The following is a 13,495-nucleotide window of genomic DNA, read 5'->3' as shown; positions in this document are numbered from 1 at the left end:
TCTCACGCTCCGCGCGGAGCGTCCTGCCAACGTACGTCGACCTCCGCGGTCATGCCGCATCTCCCGGATCAGCGCGGCCCGGACAAACCCGTCAGGACCGGCCCGACGCCACGATCCTCCTGTGATCCGGCGGTGGTCGACCGCGCGCGTGAAGGGAGCACGCAGCAGAGGGCCGCCTCGAGCCGTCGCCGGAGCTGGGGAGATCGCTCATCGAACGACGTGAGTCAACTTCATGATTTTTCACATTACTTCACGCGACGTCCCTCGAATTTGAATCAATACGAGGCGCGACGCTCAAACGCTTCATCACCAACTTGGGTACTATCTATGCACGACTTCCAGAGCAGATGGGACATGAGGGTGGCCGCTGCAGCGCTGGCGCTGCTGCCGGCGTGCAGCGGCGGCTCGACGGAGCCGATCGGCACATCGCAGGCCGCGCTGCAGGGCGCGAACGGGATCAGCGCCGATCGCGTGATCGACTCGCAGTGGGGTCAGGGTTACTGCACGCGCATCATCGTGAGCAACCAGCACCCGAGCGCCACGACGGGGACGTGGAGCGTCGAGCTCAACGTCGGCCCGGGCGCGATCTTCTCGTCCTGGGACGGCACGTTCAGCGGCAGCACGGGTCAGATCACTGTCACACCTCAAGGCAGCAACGGCGCGATCCCGCCGTCGGGCAACGCCGAGTTCGGCTTCTGCGCCAGCATCCCGAGCCCGGGGGTCGAGCCGGTCCTGCTGTCGGTGAGCAGCGACCTGCCGCCGGTGGGCGGCGGCGTGGCGATCGCGGAGTACAAGCTCCCGGCCGCCATCGACGCGATGGTCAGCCCTGATTACGCGACCGAGCTCTGGGCGTCCTTCTACCGCCCGGCGAGCCTCGAGGCCGGCCGGCAGTATCCGCTGCTCGTGTTCCTGCACGGCAACCACCCGACGTGCGGCACGGGCGAGGACCCTCGCAGGGACGACAACAACCAGTATGCCACGACGGGCACGTGCCCGGAGAACTACGTCGTCGTCCCCAACCACCGCGGCTACGACTACATGGCCGTGGACCTCGCCACGCGCGGCTATTTCGTGGTGTCCATCAACGCGAACCGGGGAATCCATGCCGCGCCGAGCACGCCCGCCGACGAGTTCGCCATCGGGCCGCGCGGGCGCCTGCTGCTCCGTCACCTGGAGCGGCTGAGCCGCTGGGACAGCGGGACCGAGCCGACGCCCCCGGAGCTCGGCGTGGACCTCGTCGATCGCATCGACTTCGACCAGGTGGGCTTGATGGGTCACTCGCGCGGAGGCGAGGGCGTGCGGTTCGCCTACAACGAGTACCGCCGGAGCGGCAGCCCCTGGCCCGCGCTGATCGAGAGCCCCGTGAGCATCCGCGGGATCTTCGAGATCGGCCCGACCGACAAGGGCCAGAACGGCCAGTTCCTCAACGCGGACCAGACGGCCTGGAACGTGATCCTGCCCGCCTGCGACTGGGACCTGAGCGATCTGCCCGGCCTGCGCCCGTTCGATCGCATGATGAGCATCCCCGAGCCGGCGCCCTTCTTCAAGTCGTTCTATCATGTGTGGGGCGCCAATCACAATTACTACAACAGCGAGTGGCAGCTCGCGGACGGAAACAGCGGCGGGATCACGGGCTGCATCGACCATGAGGAGCTCTTCGATCCGCAGGAGCACGGCTCGCCGGCGCAGCGCGAGACGGGTCGCTTCGCGGCCGTCGAGTTCTTCACCGCCAACGTGGGCGCGGACCGCGACGAGGCAGCGAATGCCCTGTTCGACCCCGCCTTCCCCTTCCCGAGCGTGCCGTACCGTGTCCGCCGCGGGTATCACCCGGGCGGCGACTCCACCTACAGCCTGTTGCTCGAGGATTTCATCAGTCCGACCGGCACGAGCTCCTACGGCCTGCCGAACACCACCGGGGGCACGATCTCGGTGGATCACATCACCCTGAGCGGGCACGATCCTTCGCACAAGGTCGCGTGGATCCACGACGTTGTCGCGGGCAGCTCGACGTTCTTCCAGTCGAGCTGGTCCACCGTCGGCACGGGCTTCGATCTGACGGGGTACGACTACCTCGATCTTCGCGCCGACCGCGGCTGGAGCTCCGACCCGACCGAGGCATCGTTCCTGGTGGAGCTCGTGAACGCCGACGATAGCCGTTCAAGCGCCGTCGCCGTCGACGATTACCTGGAGCTCGGTCCGGCGCCGCGCGGCAGCACCACGCTGCCGACCGCGCGCATCCCGCTGTCGTTGTTCAGCGGCGCCACGCTCGCGTCGGTGCGCGGGGTTCGTCTGACCTTCCCCACCCCGCTCGGCGGAGCCAGCGTCTACGTGGCGAACATCCGCGCCACCCGCGCCACCACCGAGGCCCCGGCGGCGCTGGCTCGCCTCGCCCCCGTCGCGTCGAGCGCGGCGCCGCCCGGCTCCATCCCGCGCGCGGCCGGCGCGGCCCTCCCCGCGCCGCGGCGGATCACGGCCGGCAATGCCATCCAGAGCGTGAGGCGCAGCGGCGCCGACGCTGTCGAGATCACGCTCACCGCCGCCGAGTTCTTCGACCTCCGCGCCACCAACCTCGTGCTCACCGTCGGCGGCGAGCGGAGCACCCAGGCGCGCCATCCGAACGGCGATCTCCACACCGTGCAGTTCGTGCTCCCGCGCGCCGCCTTCGACCGCCTCGCCGCGCAGGAGCCGGTGAGGGTCGACTACGGTGCAGGCTCCCCCGTTGTCTGGGACTTCGGTCACCTCGACAAGACGGCGCTCGCCCCGTGAGCCGATGACGGCGCGCCCCGGGCCGCATCGAGGCCGACCCGGGGCGGCCCTCTCGGCCATCGTGACCGCCGAGGACGAGTGGAAAAATCCGGCGATCACGCTGAACGTCAGCGAACCGCGCGGAAGCTGGGCCCGCGACCGCCGCACAGCCCCGGCCGGCGAATCCATCGCGCTCGCCCGCGACCACACGCAGGCGACGATCGACACCACGCTGCGGGCCATCCCGAGCGGCGAGCCGATCCGGGTAAAGGGCTCGATCCGCTGCCTTAAGGGGGCGTGACAGCGCTCTCCTCCGGGACCCGCAGCGGCGCGCGCTCTGGCGGGATCCAGGCAGAGCGCTCATGCCCGCGCGCGGCTGCTAGCGTGGGGCCATGCGAGAGCGCCTCGACGGGATCGTCGCCAAGCTGGCCGCCGTTCGCGCGCGGGGGCTCTCGTGCTTCGGCAGCGACGCCCATGGCTTCGCGCTGCAGCCGCCGGCCACCGAGGCCGAGGTGGCCGCGTTCGAGGCAGCGCGGCGGGTGCGGCCGGCGCTGGAGCGGCTGCTCGAGGACGAGACCAAGCCGTTCGAGCGGACCGCGCATGGCACGCGCAGCAACGTGGACCGCGTGTGCGACACGGCCCGCATGGCGATCGAGGCGATCGTGCGGCGCGCGGAGGGGTAGCGATTGCGGCGCGGGCCTGGCCCTCGTCCCATGCGGGCCCGCGTCCTCCTTCATATTAAATGCTGTTAACAAATGTCGATTGCCGGGAACGCGTGACTGGCCTCCCGTGCTAGATGCCTCCGCAGCACCTGCCCATGGGTGGGCAGGAGGAGGAGACCCCATGCACTGGCTCGATCGCGTTCAGAACCTCCGTCGTTTCACGCCGTCCCGCTCTTCGGGCTTGCGTGCCCTGGTGGGCGTCGGCCTCCTCGCGGGGGCAGGCCTGCTGCTCCCCGAGGTGGCCTCGGCGCAGGAGGACCCCATTCCGTGCCCGTTCGACGGCGTCCTCTGCCTCTTCGAGGAGGAGGGCTACGGCGGGGAAATCTTCAACGTCAGGGCGCTGAACCCGCAGGTGGGGACGTGCGTCAACCTTCCCGAGCACGGCTGGGAGGGGAGGGCGCACTCTGCGTACAACACCAACGGCGCCGCCGCCGCGATCTTCACGAACGAGGACTGCATCGGCTACCCGTACCCCGTCTTCGGGGAGAGCGGCCTGAGCCCGCTGCCGTTCGTCCCCAAGAGCGTCTACGTCTTCTGACGCGATGACCGCGCGAAGGGCGATGCGCATCGCGGCCATCGCCTGACGCGCCCGGCGGCGCGGTGCGCGCAATCCCTGCCGCACACGATGGAACTCGTCACCGGTCCGTCGAACACTGGATCCAGCTCGCGCCGGTGCGCGGAGGGTCAGCAAGCGCTATACCAGGAGCAGGTGCGCTGCCAGGCGCGGGCGCCGGCCCCCGGGCCGCCGGGTGGCACCGTAGTTGCTCCCGCGAACCCCATGGAGATGAACGTGCCAGTCCTCGATCACCCGTCCCCCGGAGCCACAGCGCACGCGCCGCAGCGCAGCAGGCTCGCCGTGCTGGCCGCGCTCGTCGCGCTCGCGCTCCTCGGCGCGACCGGCTGCGCGGCCGAAGTCCACACCAGGGCCGCCGCGCCTGCGACCGTCACGTACGAGGAGGTCACGGTGTACGAGGAGCCGGTCGTTCACGTCGCGACGGCGCCGGCCTACATCGAGACCTACCCGCGCGTGTACTACCGCGGGAGCTACGTCTACTACGTGGACGGCCGCTGGTACTACCCATCGCGCAACGGCTGGGTCTACTACCGCGCCGAGCCGCGCGCGCTGGTCCACCACCGCGTCGACTTCGACAGGCGCCGAGCCCATCACCACGTGCACCACGACCACGCGCGCCGTGCCCACGTCCACCACGACCACGTGCAGCGCGGCCGCGTCCACCACGACCACGTGCAGCGCGGCCGCGTCCACCGCGCGCCCGCGGCCCGGCCGGCGACCCCGGCTCGGCCGGCGGTCAAGGTCAGGGCGGGCGCGACGGTGAAGGCGGGCGCGACGGTCAGGGCGGGCGCGGCGGCGAGGCCGGCGACCCCGGCCAAGCCGACGAAGAAGCCCCGTGCGGAGCGGCGGCGGCACCACGTCGAGGAGAAGCGCCACGAGCGCTGACCGCCCCGTCATTTCATGGCCGGCGCACGGCGGTGGTGCGTGCACCACGCCGATGGGCATACAGGTCGGGCGGTTCACGAGCGGGAGCAGGCGGGCTTCGCGGAGGAGCTCCTCGTCGAGCTGGATCCGGAGATCGAAGCCCGCGCGCGAGAGGTCCCCTTCCTCAGGCAGCTCTCCATAGCTGTCATGCGTCCTCGACGCTCTGCATGAATCCCATGCGAGCTCGTCCACGAGCGGCAGCGTGCTGGTCTGCGAGGTCCTCCGGCCGTCTCGGCCTGAACGGATGAGCCGTGGCACGAGCGGCCCCGCCGCGCCCCCCGTATCCAGCATGTATATCAGAACTCCGGCGTTGATACGCTGAAAAAACGCGGCCGCGGTGCCAACGTCGCCTCCGTCATCCACGCGACGCGCGTGGTGGAAGGGAGAAAAGCGATGCGGGTATTGCTGACGGGCGTGGGGACACGGGGTGACGTGCAACCCGTTGTGGCCCTGGCCGCCGAGATGCGGCGTCGGGGGCACGACGTGAGGCTGTGCGTCCCGCCGAACTTCATCGACTGGGTGGGCGGCCTTGGCTTCACGGCGACCCCGATCGGCATCGCGATGCGTCCGCCGAGCGGGGCCGCCGCCGCGCAGGCCTCCGCACCGACGGCGGAGCAGCTCCGCGCGCTTGTCGCGCACCTCGTGAGAGACCAGTTCGACGCGACAGCGGCGGCCGCCGAAGGATGCGACGTGATCGTGGCCGGCGGAGCGCACCAGTACGCCACACGGTCGATCGCGGAACGGCTGAGCATCCCGTCCGTGGTCGCCGTCTACGCGCCGGTGGCCCTGCCGTCATCGGATCATCCGCCCGACGGGGAGCCCGGGGGCGACCAGGAGTCCAACCTCCGACGCTGGCAGGACGGATCGCGGAGCTGGAACGAGCGCCTCCTCGAGCGGCTCAACGACAACCGGGAGCGGCTGGGCCTCGGTCCGCTGAGCGATGTCCTCGGCCACGTCCTGGGCGAGGCCCCCTGGCTCGCGGCGGACGCGGTCCTCGGGCCGCCGCCGGCGACACAGGGCCTGCGGGTCACGCAGACGGGAGCCTGGCTCCTCCCCGACCCGACCCCGCTCGTACCCGAGCTGGAAGCGTTCCTCGCCGCGGGCGAGCCGCCCGTCTACGTCGGCTTCGGCAGCATGCCCGCGGACCAGCAGACAGGCAGCATCGCCATCGAGGCCGCGCGGGCGGCGGGGCGCCGCGTCGTCCTGTCGCAAGGGTGGGCCGAGCTCGGTCGGGTCGACGACGCCCCCGACTGCATCGCGATAGGCGACGTCAACCACCAGGCGCTGTTCCCGAGGGTCGCCGCGGTTGTGCACCACGGCGGGGCGGGGACGACAACGACCGCGGCGCGCGCGGGCGTCCCGCAGGTGATCGTCCCGATGTTCTCCGATCAGCCCTACTGGGCCTCGCGCGTCCGGGCGCTCGGGATCGGGACGTCCGTGGCTCGTGGAGCGCTGAGCGCGGAGTCCCTCCTGGCTGCGCTACGGGGTGCCCTCGATCGCGGGGTCGCCGCTCGCGCGGCCGCGATCGCCGGCGCCGTGGCCGTGGACGGCACGGCCGTCGCCGCCGATCTCATCGAGCGGGCCTCCGCCTGAACCTCGGTCGGCGGTGGTCGGCGGCCCGGTGGAACACGGGACTTGAGCGCCAGGCTCGCACACGGAGCCTCCCCCTCCGTCACCTCCCCCGTCCGCGCCTGTGCGCCGCTTCACCGCGCCCGCGTCTCGCTCTCTCCGTCGTCGAAGAACTCCATCCCTTCGTAGGGCGCCTCGCGGCAGGACGCGAGGCGCGTCCGGAGGTCGCCGACGTGGATCTCGAGCTTGTGTCCATCCGGATCTTCGAAGTACAGCGACGCTCCTTCGGAGCGGTTGTCCTTCCAGATCCGGGCTCCACTCAGGCGAATGGCCTCTCCCAGGGAGGCGAAGCCCTGTGCATCGACCGAGAAAGCGAGGTGCGCGTCGTCGACGTGCCGGGCAGCGCACGCGTCCAGCTCCAGGCAGAGCCAGAGCGTCCCCAGCTCGAGATACGCGCCCCTCTGCCACCGCGCTCGCCGCCTTCCGCCGAGCACCCGGACATAGAAATGCAACGCGCGGTCGAGGTCTCGAACCGCGAGGGTCACGTGGTTGACGCCGCTGATCGCCATGGCTCCCGCAGCGTAGACGACCACGGGCTCGTCCGGGTATCCCTACAGGACCTCGTCCACCCGGCCGTGGGGGCGCGCGGCCACAAGCAGCTCGTCGGCACGCCGGAGACCATCGCCGACCTCATGGAAGAGTGGCTCGTGAACGACGCCGCCGACGGCTTCAACGTGATGCCGCCCCACCTGCCCGGCGGGCTCACCGATTTCATCACCCTGGTGCTCCCCGAGCTGCGCCGCCGCGGCCTCTTCCGCACCGAGTACGAGGGACGCACGCTGCGCGAGAACCTGGGGCTGCCGCGCCCCGAGAACCGATTCGCCCGGCGCGCGGCCGGCGCGGCGCGAGCGGGCGGCATCAATGCTGATTTTGCGGCAACCCGTCCGCGATGTCGTAGTAGTCGCCCTTGTCGGCCACGTGGATGTGAATCCTCAGCCTGGTATCTGTCGGCGTGTCGAACGCGCCCATGGCGACGCCGATCCAGTCATGCTTGCTCTGGTCGATCGGGTCCCAGAAGAGCGAAGAGCCGCATGCAGCGCAGAAGCCTCGCCGCGCCTTTTCGGAGGAGCGGAACCAGGTGAGCTTGTCGGCGCCGCGGACCGTCAAGGCGGCGCGAGGGACGTCCGTGGACGCGAAGAAATGACCCGAGTGCTTGCGGCACTGGGAGCAATGGCAAGCGTCGGGCGGGGGCAGGGCGCCGGCGACCTCGAAGCTCACGGCTCCGCATAGACACGATCCCTTGTGCACGGCTCACTCCTTTGCATTCGAGCCTGGATGACGGCCCCTCGAGCGCACGCTCAGGAGAGCGCGCTGACCATGACGTAGTAACCGTCCGGATCACGGAGGGCGAACTCTCGGGTCCCGGTGGCAGGGTTCGTCCGGGGCTCCTCCTCGAGTCGACGGACGAGCGCTCGGGCGCGCGACAGCGCCTCGTCGAAATCATCCACTCGAAAGAACAGCAACAGCCCGTTGCCGGGCTCCGCTCGATCTGGGCTGCTCAGCGTCGGGTGCTCGTGGTCTCCCCACTTGTGAAGACAGAGCAGGACCGTTCCGTCCGTGTCCAGGACCTGGCCGAAATAGTCATGAGCAGGCGGCGATCCGGGCTGACCGAAGAGCGACTGATACCAGGCGAGGCTGCGAGCCACATCCGCTACTCCAAGGATTGTCCACGTACGCTTCATCGGATTCTCCTGCGGCCTGACGGCTTGCGGTGAGCCGCGAATGGATACCGGCGCAAGTGTCGCCGGGCAGGGGCAGGTGTCAACCCCGTCGGGTCCGACCGGATCCTCTCCGCGGCCGGAGCAGCGCCGCGCTGCGCCTCACCGTCGCGGGCCCGGACGCCGCGCCGCTCCTGCAGGTGGACGGGGACGTGCGCCTCGATGGGGGCCTGGAGGTCGTCGCGGCAGGCGACGCCGAGCCGTTCCAGGCCGGCGACACTGTCGCCCTGCTCGGCTGGGCCGGCGAGCTCACAGGGACCTTCGCTGCGATCGACATCGCCCTGCCGCTCGCCCCAGGGCTCGCCTGGGACACCTCCGCGCTGTACACGACCGGAGAGATCACCGCCGTCCCCGAGGCGTGAGCGAGCGGGATCGTATCGACGCCTCCTCAGCGGGTGTCCGCTGTCGCCTCCAGCTTCATCGAGCCGGCGATCTGCCTCGTGGTGACGTTGACGCGATTGAAGCAGTTGACCAGCGCGATGTGCAGGATCAGCGCCGCGAGCGCCGGCTCGTCGTAATGCTTCGCGGCCTCCTCCCAGACGTCGTCGGGCACCGGATCCGCGCGATCGCTGAGCCTCGTCGCGGCCTCGGCGAGCGCCAGCGCGGCGCGCTCCGCGTCGGTGAAATAGGGCGCCTCGCGCCAGGCCGCCACGGCGAACAGGCGGTCGTCGGTCTCGCCCGCCTTCCTGAGCTCGCGCGCGCCGATGTCGACGCAGAAGCCGCACCCGTTGATCTGGCTCGTCCGCAGGTGGACGAGCTCGAGCGTCCGCGCCGGCACGCCGCTCTTCTTCACCGCGCCGAGCAGGGCTTGGATGGGCTGGATGACGCCGGGGATGAGCATCGCGGGGTTCTTCATCCGTGCTTTCAGCATGGTCGTGATCCTCTCGAGGGTAGGGGTGTGCTCGCCGACCGTGACGGGGCGCTGAACGCCCGTTCGCGTCGTCACATCGGCTAGGGTTCGTTCGTCACAGCCATGACGAAGCGAGACGAGGGAGTGTGACCGATGGATGAAAATCGTTGGCTGGCGGAGCGGTTCGAGGCCCACCGGGCCCACCTGCGGGCGGTGGCGTACAGGATGCTCGGCTCCGTGGGCGAGGCGGAGGACGCCGTGCAGGAGTCCTGGCTCCACCTGAGCCGCGCCGACACGAGCGGCGTCGAGAACCTGGGCGGGTGGCTGACGACGGTCGTGGCGCGGGTGTGCCTCGACATGCTGCGCTCGCGCAAGGCGCGGCGCGAGGAGCCGATGGCCGCGCCCGACGCCGCCGCGGACCGCGAGGCCGGGACCGACCCCGAGCGCGAGGCGGTGCTGGCCGACTCCATCGGCGTCGCGCTGCTCGTGGTGCTCGACACGCTGACCCCCGCCGAGCGGCTCGCGTTCGTGCTGCACGACCTGTTCGCGGTGCCCTTCGAGGAGATCGCCTCCATCGTGGGCCGCTCCCCGGCCGCGGCGAGGCAGCTCGCGAGCCGCGCCCGCCGCCGCGTGCAGGGAGCGCCCCCGTCGCCGGACGCCGACGTCGGCCGCCAGCGCGAGGTCGTCGACGCCTTCCTCGCGGCCATGCGCGGCGGCGACCTGGACGCGCTCGTGGCGATCCTCGATCCGGACGTCGTGATCCGCGCCGACGCCACGGTCGCGCCCCCGGCCGGGAACGAGGTCCGCGGCGCGCGCGCCTGGGCCAAGCAGGCGATCTCCGGCGCGCGCGGCGCCAAGTTCGCCCGCCCTGCCCTCGTGGACGGCGCGGTGGGCGTCGTCGTGGCCCCGAACGGGCGGCTCTTCCGGGTGCTCCGCTTCACGCTCGCGCAGGGGAAAATCGCGCAGATCGACGTCATGGGCGACCCCGAGCAGCTCCGCGATCTCGACCTGTCGGTCCTCGACGGCGGACCGCAGCCGGAGACCTGACAAGCTCCGCGTGAAGCGCTCGCCTGGCAGCTGGGGCGGCTCCGTGGAGCACACGTACGAGGACCCGCCTGGGCGCCGCACGGATCGCCGAGGACGTCCGGCATCAGCGGCTGCGCCTGGTCGAGCTTCACCTTGATCGCGCCTGTGTGAAGAGCCGACGACCCAGGGGGGGGGTGTCGGGATTTCAGTGCTTCATCATCTCAAGAAGAGACGATAAGCCGCATTCTCGGTCTCCTCGATGAATGGATAACCGAGATCGGTGAGGAAACGGTCGAACTCGTCGTATTCGGGCTCAGGGACCTGCAAGGCGGCGAGGACTCGCCCGAACGCGGCGCCGTGGTTGCGGTAGTGGAACAGGCTGATGTTCCAGCGCCCGCCGATGTGCGTGAGGAACTGCATCAGCGCCCCGGGGCGCTCCGGGAACTCGAAGCGCAGGAGCCGCTCGTTCGCTGTCGGGGCGCGCCCGCCGACCATGTACCGCACGTGCAGCTTGGCCATCTCGTCCATGCTGAGGTCGATGACCGGCAGCCTGGCGTCGTGGAGGCGCTCCAGAATTTCGTCGCGCTGCTTGCGCCCGTGGGACAGGCCCACGCCGACGAAGATCTGCGCCTCGTCCGCGCGCCCGAAACGATAATTGAACTCCGTGATGTTCACGCGCCCGATAAGCTGGCAAAACTCGCGGAACGCGCCCGGTCGCTCTGGAATGGTGACAGCGAACAGCGCCTCGCGCTGCTCACCGAGCTCTGCCCGCTCGACAACGTGCCGCAGGCGGTCGAAGTTCATGTTCGCGCCGCTGAGGATCGCCACCAGCGTCTTTCCGCTCAGGCCCTCGCGCTCGACGTACGCTTTGAGGCCCGCGACCGCCAGCGCGCCTGACGGCTCGGCGATCGAGCGCGTGTCGTCGAAGATGTCCTTGATGGCGGCACAGGTGGCGTCGGTGTCCACCACGATCACGTCATCCACGCACCGCCGGGCGATCCGAAACGGCTCCTCGCCCACCTGACGGACCGCCACGCCGTCGGCGAACAGCCCGACCTGACTCAGCCGTACGCGCTCGCCCGCGTCGAGCGCCGCGCGCAGACACGCGGCGTCGTCCGGCTCCACGCCGATGACCTTGATCTCGGGGTACAGATGCTTGACATACGCGCATATACCGGCAAGCAGCCCGCCGCCGCCCACGGGCACGAAGATGGCGTCCAGCGGCCCGCGATGCTGGCGCATGATCTCCATGGCGATGGTGCCCTGACCCGCGATCACGTCCGGGTCGTCGTACGGGTGCACGAAGGTCAGCCCCTCGGTCTCTTCGAGCGTCTTGGCGTGGGCGTAGGCTTCGTCGTAGGAATCCCCGATCAGCTCGATCTCCGCGCCGAGCGCGCGCACGGCGTCGACCTTGATCCGCGGAGTCGTTGTCGGCATCACGATGCAGGCGCGGATGCCGAGCCGCTGGGCGGCGAGGGCCACTCCCTGCGCGTGATTGCCCGCCGAGGCGGCGATCACGCCGCGCGCCTTCTCGGCCGCGCTCAGCGAGGAGATCTTGTTGTAGGCGCCGCGCAGCTTGAAGGAGAAGACGGGCTGCAGGTCCTCGCGCTTGATCAGCACGCGGTTGCCCAGGCGCGCGGAGAGCCGCGGCGCATCCTCCAGGGGGCTTTCCTGGGCCACGTCGTAGACGCGGGCGCGCAGGATTCGCTCGAGATAACCGCTTGGGGCCATTGGGCTGCGAAAGCTACGGTCCCCGGCGCGCGTCGTCAACTCGTTCGTGGAACACCTCTCAGGGCATCTCTCCGGCGACCGCGCGCTCTGCTCATTCGGGCGACACGGCCTCGAGGCCTTGGACGCGCCGGCCCTCGATCCACGTCGCGCGTCCTGCGGCTCAGCCGCGCCCGCGTGTCACACGAGGATCCACCTCCTCCGACCATCCAGCAGCGCTCTATTGATTCCTGGCTCTCGCCTCGATAACAGAGGTAGGAGCATGAGGAAGCGTTCTGCGCGATATTCTTGGGTGGCGCTGTGCCTGACGGGCGTCGGGTGCACGACGGTCGTCGGGCTGGACAAGCCCTATCATCCGGTAGAGGCGCACGGCGGCAGCGGTGGCGGCGGCAGCGGCGGCGGCGGAGCCGATGGTGTCGGCGGAGCCGACGGTGGCGGCGGGGCCGACGGCGGCGGCGGCCGTGGCGGCGGCGGCGGCGTGGAAACCGGCAGTCGCTGCGCCGGGCTGCCTGAGACGTGCGGGCCGGCGGGAAACGAGAGCTGCTGCGCGAGCGAGCGGGTGACCGGCGGTACGTTCAACCGGAGCAACGATCCGGCTTTCCCGGCCACGGTGAGCGACTTCCTGCTGGATCGGTTCGAGGTCACGCTGGGGCGGTTCCGCGCGTTCGTGGACGCGTATCCCGGGAGCCGGCCAGCGGTGGACGCGGGCGCTCACCCGAGGATCGCCGGCAGCGGGTGGTACGCGACGTGGGACGAACAGCTGCCGACAGACAGGGCGAAGCTCCTGGAAGGGCTGTCGTGCGACTCGGAGGGCATGGCGTGGGTGTGGACGGATGAGCCCGGCGCCAACGAGAACCTGGCCATGAACTGCGTGACCTGGCACCTGGCGTTTGCGTTCTGCGCGTGGGACGGCGGCCGGCTGCCGACAGACGCGGAGCTGGGTTACGCGGCGGCCGGCGGCGCCGAGCAGCGCCCGTATCCATGGTCCGCCTCGCCGGACGATGTTGCCATCGATCCCGACCACGCCGTGTATGCCTGCAATGGCAGCGATGTGGCGGGGTGCGTGCTCGAGGACGTCCTTCCGGTCGGATCGAGGTCACCGCAAGGGGATGGGCTGTTCAAGCAAGCGGATCTGGCGGGGGGCGTGTGGGAGTGGGCGCTGGACTGGCACGCGGACTATGCGCCCGACTGCGTGGACTGCGCCGTCACGACGGGCGGGACGGATCGGGTGATGCGCGGCGGCGGCTGGCGCAGCGTCGCGGAGGCGCTGCTCCTCTCCACCCGCGACCATCGGACCCCGACGAACCGCGCGGCCGGCATCGGGCTCCGGTGCGCGCGGGACCCGTGAGCGACGTCTTGGTGGTGGGCCTGGACCTGAGCCGGGACGGGGCGGCGCGCGCGCTCCACGCGCAGTGCGAGGAGAAGGGCCTGCGGGTGGACCTGCTCGTCCACAACGCCGCGTTTGGCACGCACGGGCCGCTCCACGAGGCCTCTTTCGCCAGGCAGCACGAGCAGGTGACGCTCAACGTCACCGCCGTGGTGGACCTGAGTCACCTGTTCCTTCCGGGCATGGTCGAGC

At 70.5% G+C, this 13,495-nt stretch carries 14 protein-coding genes and 2 pseudogenes; 11 read left to right on the top strand and 5 right to left on the bottom strand.

The annotated features are described in order from the left end of the window. Positions 1-354 precede the first annotated feature (354 nt). The 6 genes from WMF42_RS42010 to WMF42_RS41985 all read left to right on the top strand — a co-directional run bounded on the left by WMF42_RS42010 (position 355) and on the right by WMF42_RS41985 (position 6,558). Complete coding sequence (locus WMF42_RS42010) at positions 355-2,766, top strand: cellulose binding domain-containing protein (protein WP_437688728.1); 2,412 nt, start codon at positions 355-357, stop codon at positions 2,764-2,766. 61 nt (positions 2,767-2,827) lie between these two features. After that, entirely contained in the window at positions 2,828-3,046 is a 219-nt protein-coding gene (locus WMF42_RS42005) for a hypothetical protein (RefSeq protein WP_437688726.1), read from the top strand. A 91-nt stretch (positions 3,047-3,137) separates the two neighbouring features. After that, entirely contained in the window at positions 3,138-3,428 is a 291-nt protein-coding gene (locus WMF42_RS42000; protein WP_061606640.1) for a hypothetical protein, read from the top strand. Between the two features lie 160 nt (positions 3,429-3,588). Beyond that, positions 3,589-4,005, top strand: coding sequence for a peptidase inhibitor family I36 protein (locus WMF42_RS41995; RefSeq protein ID WP_061606639.1), 417 nt, complete (start codon positions 3,589-3,591; stop codon positions 4,003-4,005). Between the two features lie 240 nt (positions 4,006-4,245). Beyond that, on the top strand, positions 4,246-4,926 hold the full coding sequence (locus WMF42_RS41990) for a hypothetical protein (protein ID WP_061606638.1): 681 nt from the start codon (positions 4,246-4,248) through the stop codon (positions 4,924-4,926). Positions 4,927-5,358: 432 nt separating this feature from the next. After that, the gene (locus WMF42_RS41985; protein WP_437688723.1) at positions 5,359-6,558 is read left to right on the top strand and encodes a glycosyltransferase; all 1,200 of its coding nucleotides are present in this window, start codon (positions 5,359-5,361) and stop codon (positions 6,556-6,558) included. 110 nt (positions 6,559-6,668) lie between these two features. Here WMF42_RS41985 and WMF42_RS41980 read toward each other — a convergent pair whose 3' ends face one another. Beyond that, positions 6,669-7,103 (bottom strand): fosfomycin resistance glutathione transferase, encoded by a 435-nt coding sequence (locus WMF42_RS41980; RefSeq protein ID WP_437688722.1) that lies wholly within the window; start codon positions 7,101-7,103, stop codon positions 6,669-6,671. 66 nt (positions 7,104-7,169) lie between these two features. Here WMF42_RS41980 and WMF42_RS41975 point away from each other — a divergent pair. Then, positions 7,170-7,427, top strand: a pseudogene (locus tag WMF42_RS41975) (nitrilotriacetate monooxygenase); the annotation flags it as partial. Between the two features lie 25 nt (positions 7,428-7,452). On the opposite strand, the gene WMF42_RS41970 reads toward WMF42_RS41975, so the two are convergent. Both WMF42_RS41970 and WMF42_RS41965 read right to left on the bottom strand, forming a co-directional pair. Beyond that, on the bottom strand, positions 7,453-7,842 hold the full coding sequence (locus WMF42_RS41970; protein ID WP_061606634.1) for a GFA family protein: 390 nt from the start codon (positions 7,840-7,842) through the stop codon (positions 7,453-7,455). Positions 7,843-7,892: 50 nt separating this feature from the next. After that, complete coding sequence (locus WMF42_RS41965) at positions 7,893-8,276, bottom strand: VOC family protein (RefSeq protein WP_061606633.1); 384 nt, start codon at positions 8,274-8,276, stop codon at positions 7,893-7,895. 188 nt (positions 8,277-8,464) lie between these two features. On the opposite strand from WMF42_RS41965, the gene WMF42_RS41960 reads away from it, so the two are divergent. After that, a complete protein-coding gene (locus tag WMF42_RS41960; protein WP_233561199.1) occupies positions 8,465-8,674 on the top strand; it encodes a hypothetical protein in 210 nt (69 codons plus the stop codon). 26 nt (positions 8,675-8,700) lie between these two features. Here the strand turns inward: WMF42_RS41960 and WMF42_RS41955 are convergent, their stop codons facing one another. Next, positions 8,701-9,180: a carboxymuconolactone decarboxylase family protein gene (locus tag WMF42_RS41955; RefSeq protein ID WP_437694420.1), complete on the bottom strand. Its 480-nt coding sequence runs from the start codon at positions 9,178-9,180 to the stop codon at positions 8,701-8,703. Positions 9,181-9,315: 135 nt separating this feature from the next. Between WMF42_RS41955 and WMF42_RS41950 the strand changes: the two genes are divergently transcribed. Then, a complete protein-coding gene (locus tag WMF42_RS41950; RefSeq protein ID WP_437688720.1) occupies positions 9,316-10,209 on the top strand; it encodes a sigma-70 family RNA polymerase sigma factor in 894 nt (297 codons plus the stop codon). A gap of 195 nt (positions 10,210-10,404) precedes the next feature. Here WMF42_RS41950 and ilvA read toward each other — a convergent pair whose 3' ends face one another. After that, complete coding sequence (ilvA, locus tag WMF42_RS41945) at positions 10,405-11,919, bottom strand: threonine ammonia-lyase, biosynthetic (protein WP_437694418.1); 1,515 nt, start codon at positions 11,917-11,919, stop codon at positions 10,405-10,407. 259 nt (positions 11,920-12,178) lie between these two features. Between ilvA and WMF42_RS41940 the strand changes: the two genes are divergently transcribed. Both WMF42_RS41940 and WMF42_RS41935 read left to right on the top strand, forming a co-directional pair. Further along, positions 12,179-13,264 (top strand): formylglycine-generating enzyme family protein, encoded by a 1,086-nt coding sequence (locus WMF42_RS41940; RefSeq protein ID WP_063815724.1) that lies wholly within the window; start codon positions 12,179-12,181, stop codon positions 13,262-13,264. Continuing rightward, a pseudogene (locus WMF42_RS41935) lies at positions 13,246-13,494 on the top strand (SDR family NAD(P)-dependent oxidoreductase); the annotation flags it as partial. The gene WMF42_RS41940 and the pseudogene WMF42_RS41935, both read left to right, overlap by 19 nt. Position 13,495 lies beyond the last annotated feature (1 nt).

The sequence above is a fragment of the Sorangium sp. So ce176 genome (assembly GCF_051519835.1).
In the GTDB taxonomy this organism is placed as follows: Bacteria; Myxococcota_A; Polyangia; order Polyangiales; family Polyangiaceae; genus Sorangium; species Sorangium cellulosum_G.
This window is presented reverse-complemented; position numbering and strand designations above follow the sequence as displayed.